Below are 18,164 nucleotides of genomic sequence, written 5' to 3' on the forward strand. Positions count from 1 at the left end.
TAGCTGATCGCTTTTTTAATGTGGATTCTTCACATCATCCATTATGGGGAAAAATCTCAGAATTCAAACCATTCATCCTTTAACGAAATAACAACACATTTAAAAAAGGCCTGTTTAAGCAGCCGCACAACTTGGTTCATTCTTTATTATTTCATTTCAAAGTGCTCGTTGATTTTGTGACAAGTATGAATGAGTGCTTCTGCCAGCCTTTCTTCATGCCCGTAGAATCGGGTGGATGGAAGTGGAATGGAGACCGAACTAATATTTCCCATGTGATCAACAACAGCTGCGCCCACGGCACAAATTCCAGGAATGTGTTCCTCCCTTGCAAAACTAACTCCCTTTTTACGAACCTGTTCCAATTCCCTTAATAGTTCATCCCGAGTCGTTATGGTATGCTCCGTATACTGTTGCATATGCTCAGGTAACAGTTTCTCTACCTCAGCTAAAGGTAAGGAGGCGAGTATCGCTTTTCCATTTGCTGTACAATGTAATGGAAAAGATGCCCCCGGTTGTGAAGTAGCCTGCAATGGATGCGGAGCGATAATCTGATCCACAAAAAGTACCTTACCATTTTCCAATACGGATAGGTCAACCGTTTCATTGATTTGATGTGATAAGTTTAATAAAAATGGCCGGACTTCTTCTCTTAAATCACTATGGACAGCGCCTGCAAGGATGGCAATCTCTGGTCCAAGACGGAAACCTCCATTACCAGAAGTCGCTGCAATAAATCTCTCCTGTTCAAGTGTGGTAACAATTCTTTGAACGGTGGATCTGGCCATGCCCACTTCTTTTGCAATTTGCGATAAGCTTAATCCTTTTGGATGAGCTCTAAGAGTCCTCAGTATTTTAGCCGCACGAGAGATTACTTGGACATTAGATGTTTTAGTTTGATCTTTTTTATCGATGTGCATAAGTGTGTACTCCTCCCTATATATCCTATTTATTATAACGGATGATTGAATTTATTTTACCGATTAGGAGCAAGAGCTGTGTAAATACAGTGGTTGGTAAATCCCCCGTTGAACCGATGCTCGTTCTAATAGCTTTATGTTTGGAAAGATGATAGATCGTTATTGACATGTAATTTATACATTAATTATAATGAATGTAACCACAATATGATACTAGTGTACCACAATGCGGTTATAAATTAAATCTATCATTTGCAAAAGTCCAATAAAGAATAAAGGTATTAATTCAAGATTTATATAGTTTTTCAACAAAATCCAAAAAATGAGGGAAATAGATGAGTGTGGTTAAAATTGGTGTAATCGGAATAGGAAATATGGGCAGCTCGCATGTACAAATGATAAATAAAGGTCAAATTAAAGGAGCTGAGTTAACTGCGGTTTGCAGCAGTAATGAGAGCCGAATCGAATGGGTAAAAACCCATACAAAGGGAGAGGTGAAAATTTTCAAGGATGTAGAAACCTTTTTCAATGAATCAGGAATCGAAGCTGTCCTAATTGCAACCCCGCATTACAGTCATCCAGAACTAGCCAAAAAGGCATTTGCGAAAGGGAAACATGTCCTAATTGAAAAACCAGCGGGCGTCTATACCAAAAATGTGTTGGAAATGAATGCTGCAGCGAAATATTGTGGAAAAGTGTTCAGCATCATGTATAACCAAAGGGCAAATCCACTTTATCAGAAAGTGCGCGACCTTATTCAGTCAGGTGAATTGGGAGAAATTAAACGTACCAATTGGATTGTTACGGATTCTTACCGTCCACAATGTTATTACGATTCTAGTAAATGGAGAGCCACCTGGAAAGGTGAAGGTGGTGGAGTTCTATTAAATCAGGCCCTTCACCAATTAGATATTTGGCAGTGGACGACAGGTCTTATGCCAAAGAGTATTCGTTCAGTGACTAGTTTAGGCAAGTACCATGATGTAGAAGTGGAAGATGATGTAACAGCCTTTGTGGAATACGAAAACGGGGCGACAGGTGTGTTCATTGCTTCAACAGGAGAAGCACCGGGTACGAATCGCCTTGAAATTGTTGGAGACCGCGGGAAAATTGTGGTTGAAAATGAAGAACTTACTTTTTACCAATTAACACAATCAGAACGTGAATTTAATTCTTCGTATACAGGAGGATTTGGCCAGCCTGAATGTGAAAAAATGAAAATACCAGTAAAAAGTGATAATGCAAATCATGCAATTATTGTTCAAAACTGGATAGATGCCATTGTTAAGAATTCACCTCTACTTTCGCCTGGGGAAGATGGAGTAAAGGCATTAGAAATTTCAAATGGAATCTACTTATCTTCTTGGCTAAACGAATGGGTAGAGTTGCCAATAGACGCAGACCTTTATCATGAAAAGTTACTAGAGAAAATTAACGCTTCCACATTTGAAAAAAAGCAAGTAACAAATACTATATTAGATGTAACCGGGACGCATTAATGACAGCAAACTACGCAAAGAATAATAAACTGTTGCGACTCAACCGAGTTCAATTATGAGATCAAAAATTACCTTTCTACTTTTGGAAATGAACCTTTGACAAGATATAAAGGCCCATCTATTTAACAGAGATGGGCCTTACTTTATGCTATTTACCTGTTAAAGCCGTATAAGCATTTGCTTCACCGGCACCATAGTATTGATCATGACCTGGTTTGCCATAATCTAAAGAGGTCTTCTCAATAAGGGCCTCTACCTGAGCTGGTTTCAGGTCTGGATGAGCTGCTTTGATCACTCCAGCAATACCAGCAACCTTCGGCGAAGCCATGGAGGTTCCATGGAGGTATGCATATCCAGGATGCTCCGGATCAATGGTAGTGAAATAAGGCTCTAAATAAGTTGGCCATGTTGACAATGCACGGTAAGTAAAGTCACGATCATCTAAATTCCCCGTTGAAGCATATTTAGGACCGTTGTCTCCGCCAGGAGCTGCTACCGTAATAAAGCTATTTCCATAGTTTGAATAGAATGCCAATTGATCTTTCGACCATTGATTTGAGGAAGATACTGTAATGACGCCTGGAACTCCACCTGGTGTTTCAATGGTGACGCCTTTAAAAACAAGGTTCGTATCACCATAATTGGCATTCAAATAATCAGTTAGTGATTTTTTATCAGCATAGTTTAATGACTCATTACCGGCAGAAGCCACAATGGTTACATTATTATTCACTGCATATTTTACCGCCCGTTTCCAAAGGAGAACATCTGCAATGTCACTATAGGTATTACCATTGTATTCATATTTTAAATTGTCATAGCCGCCAATGGACATATTCACAACATCCACTTTATCTTTAGCTGCTTGAATCATTGCTTTAACTATTGGTGTAGTTGGGGAGCTTCCAGAACTGTCAAATATACGGTAAGCCATGATTCCTAGATCTGGGCCGACACCTTTTATTTTTCCATTACCCGCAATCGAACCAGCTACGTGTGTACCATGACCTTCACGATCCAGTACATCCTTGGGGTTGCCTGTTTCAGTCTTGTCATTTCCAGAATAACCTCCTGCCGGAACGAAACTTTGACCGCCAACATAGTTGGCTTTAAGGTCAGGATGATTGGCATCAATACCTGTGTCGATAACACCGACTACAGCTTTATGAGTAACCTTCCCATTTGCTTCCGTACCGCCTGACTCAATTTTAAAGGATTTACCATCATTCGTTAAATGACGAATATCCCATTGTGAACTCCAATATGTACCATCTGTATCAGGCTGAAGTGTTACAGGCTTACCGTCAGCTGCAGCCGGTTGTTCGTCATCCAGCTTATAGTGCATTTCTACGTTTGCCGCAATAATACTAGAATTAGATTTTAAATTGTTTAGAAAGTTAGGATTCGATGAGCGGACTTCTAATCCGCCGATTTCCGGAATGGCATTTACCACTACTCCTCCGGCATTCTTAATGTCTGTCTGATAGGTTTTAGGTAATGACGACTGGTTGTAAGCGATGAGGTAGCTTTTAGTTGGTGAAGTTGCAGAAGTGTGCAGATTAAAAGATGAGAGAGAGAGTGCTAAGATACTGCTGGCTGCTATCGCCATTCCTTTTTTTCTCTTTTTCAATAGAAAGACCTCCTAAATAATTAATCTAACAGTTCTATTTTAGTCCAACAGGTACTTATTGGATATAGTAACTTCTCGATAAAGAACGACAATTTTATTAGAGACATTCGACTATTGTGCTAAATTCACTAGTAATAGTTCTATAATGTTATGAAATTAGTAACACTAGATTTAAATCAAAACTCTTATTTGAAATTAATTTCCTTATGAACCTGGACAGAAGCTTGTCGAAAAAATTAATTATTTATTAACGATTTGCCCTAACCAAAAATTGTAACAAAAACTTTACATGCAATTCAAACAGATATAAAATTCCAGAGTTATCCTTAAAGTACATCATGAGGGAGGGATCGGAAGTTGTTAAAATTTCAGATCATGTCTTCTTTAGTCATCTTAGTCTGTATTACTTTTGGTATCTGTATATTCACGGTATCTTCACAAAATCAATCCTCAGTGACGCAATCCACATCCAACCACTACGTTCGAGTACAATTGTTAGGTATTAATGATTTTCACGGTCAACTAAACAAGTATCGAAGGGTTTCAGGGTCCATGGCAGGAGGGGCTGAATACTTGGCTGCCTATTTAAAAAAATATAAACTGGAAAACCCAAATACCCTACTTGTTCATGCTGGTGATATGGTAGGAGGAAGCCCACCGATTTCTTCTCAATTTCAAGACGAACCCACAATTCAGTTTTTAAATCTTCTTCACATTGATGTCGGTACACCTGGTAATCATGAATTGGACGAAGGCGTAGCAGAAATGAAACGTCTCATTTTTGGAGGATTCCATGAAAGAACAGGTTACTTTAAAGGCGCCAATACCACTTACATTTCTGCAAATATCATCGAAAAAAAGACCGGTGCACCCTTGTTACCACCATATGTTATTAAGGAAATTGACGGTATCAAAATTGGCTTTATTGGTGTGGTCACAACCGAAACCAACATGTATGTATCCCATGAAAATCGAAAAGAAGTAGAAATAACGGATGAAGTTTCAGCAATTAATCGAACAGTTAAGCAATTAAAGGAAAAAGGGATTAAAGCGATTGTTGTACTGGCACATATTTCAGCAAAATCGAATCAGTCAGGAACTAATCCCCAAGAAGCTTTAGTGGAGATGGCCCCAAAAATCGATGACGAGGTCGATGTTATTTTTGCCGGCCATAGCCATCACTATGCCAATACCGTTGTAGATGATAAACTGATTGTTCAAGCCTATTCTTACGGGGAAGCCTTTTCTCAAGTGAACATGGAAATAGATCGTAATACCAATGATATTGTTTGGAAAAAAGCAAAGATTATTGTGACTTCACATCATCAGATAGAACCAGATAAAAATACGGTTACTTTTTTAAAAAAGCTTAAGGAAAAAATGGGTAATCAGTTTAATCAAATTGTCGGATTCATTCCTGAAGAAATCAGCCGGAGGCAAGATGTAAATGGTGAATCTCCATTCGCGAAAATGATTGCAGATTCCGAGCGGAAAGCCATGGGGACAGAAATTGCCTTTGTCCATCAAGGAGAAATGCGGGGAAGCTTACAGCGAGGAAATATTACTTTAGAAGAACTATATACACAAATGCCATTTGGCCATAGTATCACTAAATTAATCTTAACAGGGGACCAAATTAAACTAGCTTTAGAGCAGCAGTGGAGAAAAGATCAGGTAAATAATATGTTACAAACTGTTGGTTTAACGTATAGGTGGGACCCTAATGCTCCAATTGGCAGCCGAATTATCATGCTGAAGGACAGTAAGGGTCAAAACCTTCAACCTGACAGGGAATATGAGGTTGCCGTTAGCAATTATTTAGCTTCGGGTGGTGATAACTTCTCTGCATTCGAAGAAGGTAGAATTGTAGAAACCGGTCCACAAGTTGTGACTGCCTTTTTACACTATATCGAACAAAAGTATCCCCTGAAATGAATGGAGAAAGATTACCACTTTCCTAAAGGAAGGTGGATTTTTTTATGTGCAGAAACTAATGAAGCAATTGATGAACCATGGATAACATTTATTCTTTTGAAAATGCAAAGTCACCCCGAATGGTGCCCGGCATTGCTTCTAATGGACTTGTCTTTCCAATGATGAGACGAGAAACTTCTATAATTATTGGAATTGAGAACTTTTAATCTGCATCCTCATGTTCTAATTGATAAATAATAAACACTATATGATAAAGTACTTGAGGAGTGGAACACATTGTGTGTTAATAGTTTGAATCAAACATTCATTAAAGTAGATAATATCAACTTGTACTGTGAATACATATTGAATGATAAACCACCAATTCTTCTAATCCACGGCTTTGCATCTTCTACTTATACATTTCGTCGTATCATACCTTTATTACAAAAGAAGTTTTCAATAATCGCGGTTGACCTTCCCGGTTTTGGGAAAAGTGAGAAGTCCACTTCGTTTGTTTATAGTTTTGAAAACTATGCGAAGTTAATGATTGAATGTATTCACAAGTTTGGATTTGCTAACACTCATATAGTTGCTCATTCAATGGGAGGTCAAATTGCTCTAAATATGGCGCGAATCGCACCTGAGAAAATTAACAAACTAATTTTATTAAGTAGTTCAGGATATTTAAAGCGTTCAAAAAAACTTCTCATAATTAGTTCATATTTACCGTTCTTTGAAAAAGTCATTCATTATTATATTGGAAGAAAAGACGTTAAATATCACCTGGGGAATGTTTTTTTTAATCAATCATTGATTAATGATGAATTGGTTCGTGAATTCGGTAGACCACTAGCTGAAAAAGGATTTTATAAAGCTTTAATTCGACTAATTCGTCATCGTGAGGGAGATTTATTACCAAAGCAACTTCAGGATATACAAGTCCCAACACTATTAATTTGGGGAGAGGAAGATCGAGTGGTTCCAGTGGAAGTCGGTAAACAATTAGTTCAGGATTTACCCGATGCCAAGTTAATTACCTATGAAAAAACAGGACATTTAATTACGGAGGAAAGACCAGAGCTTGTTTTTAAGAATATATTGATGCATACAAATTATCAATTGTAGCGAATTTTGCATCGTTTATTAAGAGTAAGGGAGATAAGAAAAGCTGACTCAAAAAGGTTGTTAATCAACGACTTTTTCGAGTCAGCTTATTGTTATTAAAAAAGTAATGGAATTTAAGAAAGGTTAACTTGTGCTTCTTCATAATAAGGCTCTCCAACTTTCAGAATAAATTGTAGAATGTCTTCAGCTGCATTTGCATTTATAAAATTCCTTTGACAGTTTATAATTTTATTTAGTTTTTCTCCATCATTCTCAAGTAATTTGGTTATTGTCTGCTTAATTTCCTTTGGATTTTTACATACCACTCCCAAACCGAAATTTTCAGCAAATGCAGGATTATCCTCTTCCTGACCTGGCAATGCACCGGTAATGATTAGCGGTGTATTGGAAGCTATTGCTTCAAACATGACATTAGGACTCCCCCTAGTAAAAGCAATATCAGAAGTTAGCATTAAATCTTGGATATTTTGGGTGAAACCATAAATCTCTACTCTATTACCATATTGGGTCTTCAGGGATCTTTCCAGCTTTGTTTTAAGTTTTTCATTTTTCCCGGCTACAAGTTTAACTGTACAATCAAAATGATCAAGCAGGTTTTCTGCTATTTTCTTCATATTTCCTACGCCTTCACCACCGCTCATGATCAAGCAATTTAAGGATTGTTCCTCTTTAGAGAATTTTCGTTGATTAAAGTTCTTCAGAAAAAATCGGGATCGAACTGGAAATCCTGAAACCTTTATTTTCTCAACAGGAATCCCAAATTCAATACACTTACTTTGAGCTTCGAAAGTTGGGCTAATAATGTAATTTGCCCTTTTATCAGCCCAAAGGGGATAAATGTTTACAAGATCGGCAATTAGAGTAATGAAAGGGATATTTATATTTTGCTTTTCTAAAATGTTCAAGATTGAACCATTAAAATTAGGATGAACGGATAGAATTATATCTGGTTTAATATCGGCCAGTAGTTTTAGAAAATTATCCTTTATAAGTGTTTCAATAAAATTGTCCACTAAAGAAGGTTTCAAAGCTGAGAGTTTCCAAATCATCTTCCATAGATTTTCTGAATTTCTTGTTATCGGGCCATATGATTTTCCTATTTTTAACAGTAACTGTTTGCCAAGCATAAATCCATCTACTACATGTATTTTTACTTCATTATGAGCTTTTACTATCTCACAAAGTGATTCTGTTATACTTTTATGTCCATGCCCTGTATGGTCGGAAGAAATAATCAATAATGTCTTTTTCATAATATCAGCCCTTTTTAAGAATATTAAAATTGTAATTTTCATATTAAGATTTAAAAAAATCCATATAAGAAATAGCAAACTTAGATAATATTGTAGATAAAAATAAAACATTTCAAAGGGGCATTATTAACTATGAAGAGCTCAAAATGGAGAATCAATTTTACAATTGCTGTAATAATCATACTTGCTGCCTTTGAACATATTGTAATTGGTTTGTTTCCGCCGCTTATTCAATACATAGCAAAGGATTTAAATGTAGATATAGCAAGTTTGGGTTTTGTTTCAGCTGCCAATATTTTGGTTACTTCCCTTTCCTCTATTTATTGGGGATACCTATCAGGGAAGTATCCACTAAAGAGGATGATGATTATAGGAACTTTGATTTGGTCCGTATCGATATTCTTGACTTCATTCAGCAGCAGTTATTTTCAAATTATGTTATTTCAAGTAGTAACCGGATTTGGCTTAGGCTGTATAGCATCCATTGGTTTCAGTATTTTAACTGATTTGATTCCCTATCAAAAACGCGGTTTAATTTTAAGTTTTTGGGGTATGGCCCAAGGTTTGGGTGGAATAGCTGGATCTATTTTAGCTTCTTTAACTACTGCAAACAATAGCTGGAGATGGCCATTTGAAATAGTAGGTTTTCTTGGATTGTTTGTCATGATTTGTTTTCTTTTTATTCAAGAGCCATTCAAAGGTCAATTAGTATCAAAGCCGAAAGAATTGATAAGAAATACTCATTATAACTATAAGTTAGAAACCAAACATATAAAATTTCTTATCTTAAAAGGAAGCAATGTATATTTGTTTTTGCAGACATTCTTAATGAATATTGCAACAGGGAGCCTGATTTGGATCCCGACCTTATATACATTTAAAATAATGCAGCAAGGCTACAGTATGGGAACCGCTGTAATTGTTTCAGGCTATCTCTATGCCATTTTCCAGATTGGAGGCATAGCATCATTCTATTTCGGGCATCTGGGAGATAAATTCCAAAGGAAAACCTTTAGAGGACGAGCATATTTAACCGCATTTTTCGTTTTTTTTACCATGCCCTGTTATATTGCTTTATTTTTTGTGCCAATGTCTAACCTATCGTTACCAAATGAAAATAATAATGAAATCATTATTTTAGTCAGCATTTTAAGACAAATTTTCATCAATCCTTGGATTACACTTATGTTTCTTTTATCTCTGTTTGCTTCAGCTGCCCAATCGGCCAATACACCTAATTGGATGGCACTCTTAACAGATGTAAATCTTCCTGAACAAAGAGGAATTGCCTTTAGTATCGCTAACCTTTTCAATAGTTTGGGAAGAACAGTCGGGAACGCAGGTGTTGGTATATTGCTTGGCATTTTATCCACTAGATTCAATGAACTTTATAGTTATATCTATACTTTATCTATACTGCAAATCTTTCTAATACCATCAGCCTTATGTTATCTGAAAATGTCCAAAAATAATGTTATTGATATACAGTTTGTTTTAAAAACGTTAAAGGAAAGAGCAGAAAAAGTGTAAGTAATTAAGGTTACTTATTGTTGGCAAATGTTGAAAACGCCATTTGAGACAGGGTAGAATTGAATTTTTAATTTATCCCTCCAAATATAGTAAATTACTCTAAATTATATTAGGAATTGGTTGATTCATTATTAACATTTTGTAAAAAGTATGTATAGATTTCGTATGATATTTTTTTACTAACTTTATCGTCATGTCACCAGAGTCTGTGGTCCATTATAAAAGGCGATGACCACACATTGTGGCCATCGTCTTTTAGTTTTAAGAAGAAGAGCTATTGGTTAGATTCCTTACCACTTTCTTATATTGCTTTAAAGAATTAACCCTGCCAATATAGCTATTCTTTTTCTTGAAATCAGATGAAATAAACTGAATGGCAAGTGCAGGGAAAAATCTTTTTGTGCGAAAACGAAGATCCTTCCAAGAGACCAAATAACCGTTTTTTCTTACATCAACAAATGGATACGCATAATTAGTACCGGCAAGAAAGTCTGAAATTCTCTGGTCATGTCGACTATTTGAGACCAAAATCGGAAAGTTGATCTTTTTGGTAAGGGAATGTTCAAGGGTTAAACCTTTTAGTGAAAAAATGCCAAATAGGAAATCTTCTTCAGTCTCAATCAAAATATCCCATTTAAACAACGTTATACGGGGGATTAGTTTGATTCTTATAGCATTAATAAAATAATTCCGTAGGTGTCTTTTCGTTAATATGGAAGATATAGTGCGGATCCCAAGGTAGAAAAATAGGAATATATAAATGAAAAGAAAGGTAATCCCTGTTTGATAGAATAAGATTAAACCGAATCCAAGAAAATGGAGGAGCAGAATGTAAGGATCAAATAAAGGAACGGCATCAAAGGTAATCCATTTTCGAGAGTAAGGCCGAAATATTTGTGTTCCGTGTACATTGAATAGATCCAAAAACACATGAAGGATGACGGCTAAAAATGTCCATAAAAATAGATGGAAAAACGAGGTGCTAGTGAAGAATGGATACAGCATACCAGAAACAAGAATCCCCCATAAAGGAAGCGCAGGTAGTGAATGTGACAGGCCCCTGTGATTCCGTAAATAATTTCCCTTTCCCTTCAAACGATAAAAAAAATCAAAATCTGGTGCATTAGAACCAATGACAGTACCTAAAATGACTGCTTGTGATAAGGTTTCATTAGCTGAGACGGCGGGATCAAGCTGAGCTAGTGCACCTACGCCAAAGCCGATAACAACGTGAGAAAAAGTATCCACTCTATCACTCCTTAGCCTTAATCTTGATTTTTAAAATTTTCAAAGAAATTAGGCCTTATTCTGAATCTTGATTTCTCGATAATTCACTCCCTCCAAATACTAAGTCCCTTAATTTTATTAGATAATTAGTCGATTTCTTCTTGAGATATCGTTAAAAAATGGTAAAAATTCTGTATATTTAATACGGAATTTTTTATTTTTTGTAAAACAATTGCATTACCTCATTATCCCAGCCTTTTTTTGTTTAAAAGACACTTTTCTCTTAATGATGCGGATTTGAAACTGATACAATCAACGTTAGAAATGGAAGTAGAAGGTACACAGCAAGTATTGATTAACCTCATCAACCACTATTCGAGTACAGGCTGGACTTCAAAAGGACATACGGGAGAGGATGTTCCCATTTATGTGTATGGCCTAAATAGACATTTGTTCAGTGGAAGAATGGAAAACAGTGATATTGCAAAAATTCTTTTTCAGATTATAGATTAAAAAAAGTATATAAAAAGCTAGACTTAAAATAATTAGTTGGTTTGAAAAGTCCAAGTCGATTCATTAACTTACTGGAGGATTCGATTTTTGTGATTTTTTGTAAAATACACGTAAAATTAGAGCTTGAATTTTACAAAAAAATTAAAAGGGTTCATTCATATTTGACAAATTTTATATGTATGAAATAGTTAGGTGAAGGAAGTGGGAAAATGGAACGTAAGAAAACTTTTTTTATTATTGATAACCTAATTTTTGAAGTCCAAAAACCAGAAATAACAGTAGAGAAAATTAAAGTTGCACAGGTTAAATATGAAAATGAGGAATATAAAGTACTTAGAGAAAAATTTAATGAGGATTTTTTTAATATAGAAAGAAAACGTGATGGATGGTTTATAACAGAGAAAGATAAGCCTCTTTAGAGTGAGAAGCGTTTTCTATTCTAATGGCTGTATAAATGGCTAGTATTGTGTTCGTTCCTATTAAGCATATTCTTACTTTGAGACTGTATCCATTTAGAGGGTACCACTTACATAGATACAGTCTGAAGGGCATCTAAAGAAATATGGATTAAGAAGCAACTATCAGCATAAAGCAATTTTACCTATCGAAAAGACTATCTTTGGAAAACTAAATTTCCAGCTAAATAAGTTTCTTGAACCAGAACGGTATCAATCATGTCAATGCTAATTTCCAAGATATCCTGATTAAGCACAATAAAGTCAGCATGATTGCCAACTGCAAGCTGCCCAACATGGGGAATCCGTGTGATTTCTTGAGCGGATTTTGTGTAAAGCATGATGGCGGTAATTACATCGATCCTTTGTTTTTGTCCAGTATCTGCGCCATTATAAGCCAAGCGCGTCACAGCAGATTTGATCCCGACAAATGGATTTACGGGATCAGCCCAGGCAGTAGCAGGTGCATCAGAAGAAAAAGCCACTTTTATCCCTGCCTCCAGCATGGATGGAATCGGATAGGTTTCCTTTGTACGCTCAAATCCGAGGTTCTTATAATAGCTCTCAATCTCTGCAAAAACAAATATGGGCTGTGTCACAAAGGCAATGCCCGTTTCAGCAGCACGCAGAATAGCCTGAGGTGTTGGCATTGCTGCATGCTCGATCCTAATAGAAGGACCATCGGTAAGCCAGCCTTTTTTGCCATAGAAAGTATCAATGATTAATTCGATTGCTTGCTCGCCCATTGCATGGACAACTAATTGAATATCGTTTTGTTCGGCTGCTGTGGCTGCAGCTAATAACTCTTCTTTTGTAGTCGTTTGAATGCCGTAATTTTCTTCTTCCCCTAAAAAAGGGGGATTGACCCAAGCTGTTTTTCCAGAGACACTTCCGTCTGAAAATAACTTAATACCGCCAATGCGAATTTGATTTTCTCTTTTGATTTTATCTGGTAACAATAAAGGTTTGTCCTTTAAATCATCCCACAGATAATAGAGAACAGTACGTTGGTTTAGTCCTTTTTCGGCAGCTGTTTGATACATTTCTAGGTAATCAATCGGCTCGGTTCTGCTCGAAAGGTCTGTAATGGCAGTAATTCCATGTGAAAGCAGAAAATCACCTAATTCTGAAAGTGACGCAGCGTTTTCTTCAAGAGATTTTGCAGGCATAATACGAAGGACGAGATCTTTTGCATTTTCACGTAAAATTCCTGTAAGTTCACCATTTTGATCACGGTCGATTTTTCCACCTGGTGGATCTGGGGTATCTCTAGTAATACCTGCTAACTCCAATGCTTTGCTATTAACTACAGCAATGTGGGTACATGTCCGACTAATGATAATCGGAATATCCGCTGCGGCTTCATCTAAATCCCAGCGTGTTGGCGCTCTTCCTTCTGATAATTTCCCTTCATCATAACCCCAGCCTTCAATCCATTTACCTGTTTCATTGGATTGGCATGAATTCCGAATTTGTTCAATTAAATCTGCTATGGAATTGACTAATGGAGGGGTGCAGGCGATTTGGGTGGATGCATTCGCCAGCCACAAAGGATGCATATGGGCATCAATAAGACCAGGAAGCACTCTTTGACCTTTAAGATCCACACAATCTCCTTCAATGTTTTCTAAATCTAATGCCTCACCAATCCACGCAATGCTGCCGTCTCGTACAATCATGGTGCTTGCATATGGTAGTTCCAGATTAGCCGTAAAAATTTTCCCATTGATAAAAGTCCGGACAGATTGTTTATGAATCGTCATTGGATAATCTTCCTCTCTAAAAGTTTTAATCTAGTAAAAAGGGATTAAAAGATTTTATAAAAAAGCTGGGGATTATTTTTTAAAACCCTAGATGACTCCTATTGAAGTAACCTAGGGTTTAAAACAAATAGCAGGGATAACTACTAACAACATGTGAGAGGTATTACTCTTGATTTGGAAAGTGAAAAGCATATAAGAAGTAGAGGAAATCGTCAAAAGGGAGGGACGACTCTCCATCACGCTCACCATTCCCTGTAACACTTGTTCTAATGGAGTTTCCCCATACTTGAAGACTATCGTTATTTGGATTATAAAAGTAAACACGAATGCAGCCTTTAGGATCATGGCAGACTCTTTGAATAAGTACTGCATGGGCACCAAGCACTTGACCAGATTGATTGTAAATGGTAATCCCTGCGGGCTGGGGAAGTCCTTCATTAACATATGGATTCTCCGAAGGGTGATAGTGCCGATAAAACCGTGCCTTAAAGTCTGAGTCACTATAGATATCTGAAAACTCGCTCCAAACTCCATTTATATGAAAAGAGGGATTGATCCACTTATGGGGATCCTGCCCGCGTCCATTGGCAGCCTTTAACATTTCAAAATAAATAGAATCAAGATGAGGAATCAAGAGTAGTGAGACGGTATCAATATTATCCTCGTCGTCTAGTGAGACATGCGGAAGCGTATCTGAAGATATCGGTCTTCCCTCAAAAGGAATCGTGATTTTTCCATGTTCCACAAAATCATTAAACAATTTGAGCAGCGTGACAGGATTCTTTTGTGACCAATAACTGAGTGCCCTTGTTGATTGGCATGTTGGGTTAAAACCTTGGCCAATACCTAGGGGCTGCCCTAAGACACTAATCATTCCTGAGACAATAAGAGAACGAAGTGCAGATAAATCTAATATTTTATAAACGTTTATAAGCCTATTCTTAATCCGATCGTGTATAGGAACTTTTACAAGTTTCTCTAGTTCACTTATCATTTCGCTCGTAAAAACATTCCGTTGCAGAAGGCACATTAAACCATAAATGCTTCTCCTAGTATTCATTGTAACGGATGAAGTGATTAATGAAGACACAAAAGGCAAATTCAAGCGAAGGTTTTCTCTAGCTGTATTGTCCACAGCCAACAAGCTCTGCAGCAAATCTGGCTTTTCTTTATTTATAAATTTTAAAAATAATGCATGGAAGGGCGAAACAAGACCAGTATCCTTCATGGATTCACGCAGCTGCTCGGCTTCTTTGATAAGTAATAAATCATTACTGGCCTTCAATTTATTTTCATAACTTTTTCGAGCCGAGGCTGCCAAATCAGCTGGAGAATAGATGGCATTTTCGTATTTCATCAAGCTCGAATCCGTAACTTTCTGGCCGCTGGCTAATCTTCTGGCATTAGCAATTAATTTCAGGATTTTGTTTGTTACGATAGGCCTTTGGATAGCGAGATTATCTACTTCCTGATACAAAGTTTGAAAAACATGGGAAGAAAAACAATGGTCTGAGATAAATCCTAGAATTTCAGAAGCCTGTTTGTCCTTGTAAAGCTGTGTTACCCGATTTTCCTCGGTTTCCTTCATTAAAAGGAGGTCTAGATTTAAAGCCATGACCTTTGTCAAAAATTCACTTGCTTCTTTAGCAGACATTTCTGGATGCACATAATCACCTCTGGCAATGGAGAGGATTCTGAGATTGCTCATTGCTTCAGCTGCTGCAATGATTCCGCCGGCATGCAAAGTACCTCTAACTAGAGGGGGATTAAGCTTGCGGACATTCTCCCATGGCTTCCCTGCAAATACCCCGGCTTCATCAAAGAGATGTGCATATTTGTATATCGTATCCAATCCGTACGGTTCCTTGAGAAGGGCTGCAGCTTCTTCAAAAACTGCATGTTGAAATAAACTTTTAGTTAATGCGGAAGTTTTCCATAACTGATAAAAGGCCCTTTGAAACGAATCCTCTGAAGTAAATAGAAAAAGTCCCATATATCCATCCCTTCTCTGCTTTTTGCCTTTACAGTATCATATTGACAAAATAAATAGAGAATAACTAATGTGGAGAAAAAAACAAATAGAACGTTGAGACCGGGAAGTGGTGTGGTTGTTAGCTAGTTATTTATCGACCACATTACCACCCGAACAGAAGATATTCAAATGACAGGAGTGTGAAGTTTCAAACAAATAATTATTGGAATATTTATTAAATTCAAATTATTATTGATTAATTTAACACAGAATAGTGAATATAGCAATTGATAATATCTTTTTTTTAGGTGGTAACACACTTCTATTGCTAATATCGCGATTTAATATTGTTTTAACCAAGCCCAAACAACTAAAGGACCACGAAATTATCTCGGGTCCATTAGTTGTTTTGGTTATTTAATAATAATCTCCTGCTTATCGGCTGCCAGGGATTCTTTTTCTAGAATTTCTTTTATAATATAAACACCATATTTCAGTTCTTCTTTTGATACGGTTAGCGGAGGCAATAGCCGGATGACCTTTTCTCCTGCCGGCAATACAAGTAGCCCCATTTTTCGAAGCCCACTTAAAAGCGGTGGCACGGGAACCTTGCAATCAATTCCAACCATCAATCCAATACCTCTAATATCCTGTATAATATTTAAATGGTTTAGGTTACTCCGTAGTTGGCTAAAGAGAAACTCACTTTTATCAATAACCGTCTCTAAAAATTTCTTTTTAAAAATAGCATCCATTGTAGCAATAGCTGCCTCAATCGAGACAGGATTTCCTCCGAAGGTAGAGCCGTGACTTCCCAGACCAAAAAAAGGCTCATATTTTTCTTTCCCTATTACAGCGCCGATAGGAAATCCGCTTCCTAATCCTTTAGCTGATGTAACAAGATCGGGGGCTAGGTCAAAATGTTGGAAGGCAAATGGTTTCCCTGTTCGGCCAATGCCAGTTTGGATTTCATCAATGATGAAAAGGGCACCATGTTGTCTGCAAAGCTCTTGAACACCCTGTAAAAAATCCTTATCACCTACATGAATCCCGCCTTCACCCTGTACAACTTCCATCATAACTGCTGCAACATCATATCCTATTTCATTCTTAACAGCTTCCATATCGTTATAGGGAACATAGACAAATGTTTGGAGCATGGGTCCATATCCGTGTTTGATTTTATCTTGTCCGGTCGCTGACATAGTTGCAAAAGTCCGACCATGAAAAGAATTCTTAAAAGTAATAATTTTGGTTTTTCCTGTTGCTTTACGTGCGAGCTTAATGGCTGCTTCGTTTGCTTCTGCACCGCTATTAGCAAAGAACACCCGATCCAGCCCAGCGGCTTCAGCAAGTATTTTTGCGGCTTTTTCTTGGTTTTCACTTTGGAATAGGTTCGACACGTGCCAATATTGATGAAGTTGTTTAACTACCGCATCTTCAACATTTTTCGGGCGGTGTCCAAGGTTACAGACGCCGATTCCTGAAGTAAAATCGAGATATTTTTTCCCATTTTTATCTGTCAAAGTACTGCCGCTCGCTGATTCAGGTTCAATCTCCCAGCGTGCATAGGTTTGAAATAAATAACTCAATTTGTGATCGGCTCCTTTTGATAAATTCTCGTCCCGTGCCATTTGCCATTTTCAAAAAATGTTTTTTTACCGGACACTATTATAACGCTTTCGACGCCTTCTTCCACAGCATTAAGGGCAGATTGAACTTTTGGAATCATTCCGCCGGTTATTTCACCATTGACAATAAAGGTAGAAACCTCTTTCTTGGAAAGGGAACTGGCGAGTGATCCCTCAATGAATACACCATCCACGTTGGTAACAAATAGGCATTGTTCTGCATGAAGGGCTTTAGCCACCTCTGCAGCTGCGTAATCTGCATTAATATTAAGTTTTTCACCGTTTTCAGTTATTCCTATCGGGGTAATAACAGGGATATAGTTCCGATTAACAACAAGTTCTAAGAATTCTGTATTTACTTTGCTGATTTTTCCAACAAACCCTAGTTGTTTACGGTTTATATAATTAGCCTGTAAACAACCACCATCACTTCCATTGATCCCAATCGCAGAGAATTGGTACTGCTGAAGCATGGCCACAAGCTTTCTATTCGTCTGACCGGAAAGAACCATTTCAGCTATTTTTAGTGTTTGCTCATCTGTTTTACGAAGTCCATTTACAAATTGAGGTTTTACACGAAATAAGTCTAGCATGTCATTTATATCAGGGCCGCCGCCATGAACAAAGACTATTTTAAAACCACGCTTTTCCAGTTCGGAAAGACTTGTAAAAAAAGAGGTGGTTAACTCATCTAACACACTTCCGCCGCATTTGATCACAATATATTTCACC

General features: G+C 37.2%; 14 protein-coding genes. 6 read left to right on the forward strand and 8 right to left on the reverse strand.

Annotation, left to right across the window (positions count from 1 at the left end; all coding sequences use genetic code 11):
* Positions 1–146: 146 nt before the first annotated feature.
* Positions 147–917 carry an IclR family transcriptional regulator gene (locus AAHB15_RS03970; protein WP_335573910.1) on the reverse strand — a complete coding sequence of 257 codons (771 nt, stop codon included), beginning with the start codon at positions 915–917 and terminating at the stop codon, positions 147–149.
* A gap of 335 nt (positions 918–1,252) precedes the next feature.
* Here AAHB15_RS03970 and AAHB15_RS03975 point away from each other — a divergent pair, with 335 nt between their 5' ends.
* Positions 1,253–2,416 (forward strand): Gfo/Idh/MocA family protein, encoded by a 1,164-nt coding sequence (locus tag AAHB15_RS03975; protein WP_342041768.1) that lies wholly within the window; start codon positions 1,253–1,255, stop codon positions 2,414–2,416.
* A 148-nt stretch (positions 2,417–2,564) separates the two neighbouring features.
* Here AAHB15_RS03975 and AAHB15_RS03980 read toward each other — a convergent pair whose 3' ends face one another.
* Positions 2,565–4,046 carry a S8 family serine peptidase gene (locus AAHB15_RS03980; RefSeq protein WP_335573907.1) on the reverse strand — a complete coding sequence of 494 codons (1,482 nt, stop codon included), beginning with the start codon at positions 4,044–4,046 and terminating at the stop codon, positions 2,565–2,567.
* Positions 4,047–4,403: 357 nt separating this feature from the next.
* Between AAHB15_RS03980 and AAHB15_RS03985 the strand changes: the two genes are divergently transcribed.
* On the forward strand, positions 4,404–5,981 hold the full coding sequence (locus AAHB15_RS03985) for a bifunctional metallophosphatase/5'-nucleotidase (protein WP_335573906.1): 1,578 nt from the start codon (positions 4,404–4,406) through the stop codon (positions 5,979–5,981).
* Between the two features lie 276 nt (positions 5,982–6,257).
* Positions 6,258–7,088 carry an alpha/beta fold hydrolase gene (locus AAHB15_RS03990; RefSeq protein WP_342041769.1) on the forward strand — a complete coding sequence of 277 codons (831 nt, stop codon included), beginning with the start codon at positions 6,258–6,260 and terminating at the stop codon, positions 7,086–7,088.
* 113 nt (positions 7,089–7,201) lie between these two features.
* Here AAHB15_RS03990 and AAHB15_RS03995 read toward each other — a convergent pair whose 3' ends face one another.
* Complete coding sequence (locus tag AAHB15_RS03995) at positions 7,202–8,341, reverse strand: MGDG synthase family glycosyltransferase (RefSeq protein ID WP_335573904.1); 1,140 nt, start codon at positions 8,339–8,341, stop codon at positions 7,202–7,204.
* A gap of 132 nt (positions 8,342–8,473) precedes the next feature.
* On the opposite strand from AAHB15_RS03995, the gene AAHB15_RS04000 reads away from it, so the two are divergent.
* Positions 8,474–9,871 (forward strand): MFS transporter, encoded by a 1,398-nt coding sequence (locus AAHB15_RS04000; protein ID WP_342041770.1) that lies wholly within the window; start codon positions 8,474–8,476, stop codon positions 9,869–9,871.
* 261 nt (positions 9,872–10,132) lie between these two features.
* Here the strand turns inward: AAHB15_RS04000 and AAHB15_RS04005 are convergent, their stop codons facing one another.
* On the reverse strand, positions 10,133–11,119 hold the full coding sequence (locus AAHB15_RS04005) for a metal-dependent hydrolase (RefSeq protein ID WP_335573902.1): 987 nt from the start codon (positions 11,117–11,119) through the stop codon (positions 10,133–10,135).
* Between the two features lie 276 nt (positions 11,120–11,395).
* On the opposite strand from AAHB15_RS04005, the gene AAHB15_RS04010 reads away from it, so the two are divergent.
* Together AAHB15_RS04010 and AAHB15_RS04015 are read left to right on the forward strand one after the other, a co-directional pair.
* Positions 11,396–11,611 carry an alkaline phosphatase gene (locus tag AAHB15_RS04010; RefSeq protein ID WP_342041771.1) on the forward strand — a complete coding sequence of 72 codons (216 nt, stop codon included), beginning with the start codon at positions 11,396–11,398 and terminating at the stop codon, positions 11,609–11,611.
* Between the two features lie 209 nt (positions 11,612–11,820).
* On the forward strand, positions 11,821–12,030 hold the full coding sequence (locus AAHB15_RS04015) for a hypothetical protein (RefSeq protein ID WP_335573900.1): 210 nt from the start codon (positions 11,821–11,823) through the stop codon (positions 12,028–12,030).
* Positions 12,031–12,224: 194 nt separating this feature from the next.
* On the opposite strand, the gene AAHB15_RS04020 is transcribed toward AAHB15_RS04015, so the two are convergent.
* The 4 genes from AAHB15_RS04020 to argB all read right to left on the reverse strand — a co-directional run bounded on the left by AAHB15_RS04020 (position 12,225) and on the right by argB (position 18,163).
* Positions 12,225–13,829 (reverse strand): amidohydrolase, encoded by a 1,605-nt coding sequence (locus AAHB15_RS04020; RefSeq protein ID WP_342041772.1) that lies wholly within the window; start codon positions 13,827–13,829, stop codon positions 12,225–12,227.
* Positions 13,830–13,992: 163 nt separating this feature from the next.
* A complete protein-coding gene (locus AAHB15_RS04025; protein ID WP_335573898.1) occupies positions 13,993–15,822 on the reverse strand; it encodes a hypothetical protein in 1,830 nt (609 codons plus the stop codon).
* Between the two features lie 392 nt (positions 15,823–16,214).
* The gene (locus AAHB15_RS04030; RefSeq protein WP_335573897.1) at positions 16,215–17,393 is read right to left on the reverse strand and encodes an acetylornithine transaminase; all 1,179 of its coding nucleotides are present in this window, start codon (positions 17,391–17,393) and stop codon (positions 16,215–16,217) included.
* Positions 17,390–18,163: an acetylglutamate kinase gene (gene argB / locus AAHB15_RS04035; RefSeq protein ID WP_342041773.1), complete on the reverse strand. Its 774-nt coding sequence runs from the start codon at positions 18,161–18,163 to the stop codon at positions 17,390–17,392. The genes AAHB15_RS04030 and argB overlap by 4 nt, the downstream gene beginning before the upstream one ends.
* Between the last annotated feature and the right edge of the window lies 1 nt (position 18,164).

This window comes from Bacillus sp. OTU2372 (assembly GCF_038440275.1).
Classification (GTDB): domain Bacteria; phylum Bacillota; class Bacilli; order Bacillales; family Cytobacillaceae; genus Neobacillus; species Neobacillus bataviensis_B.

Coding starts and splice junctions, on each gene's coding strand:
- AAHB15_RS03970 (WP_335573910.1), bottom strand. CDS start 917: ATGCACATCGATAAAAAAGATCAAACTAAAACATCTAATGTCCAAGTA.
- AAHB15_RS03975 (WP_342041768.1), top strand. CDS start 1,253: ATGAGTGTGGTTAAAATTGGTGTAATCGGAATAGGAAATATGGGCAGC.
- AAHB15_RS03995 (WP_335573904.1), bottom strand. CDS start 8,341: ATGAAAAAGACATTATTGATTATTTCTTCCGACCATACAGGGCATGGA.
- AAHB15_RS04000 (WP_342041770.1), top strand. CDS start 8,474: ATGAAGAGCTCAAAATGGAGAATCAATTTTACAATTGCTGTAATAATC.
- AAHB15_RS04015 (WP_335573900.1), top strand. CDS start 11,821: ATGGAACGTAAGAAAACTTTTTTTATTATTGATAACCTAATTTTTGAA.
- AAHB15_RS04020 (WP_342041772.1), bottom strand. CDS start 13,829: ATGACGATTCATAAACAATCTGTCCGGACTTTTATCAATGGGAAAATT.
- AAHB15_RS04025 (WP_335573898.1), bottom strand. CDS start 15,822: ATGGGACTTTTTCTATTTACTTCAGAGGATTCGTTTCAAAGGGCCTTT.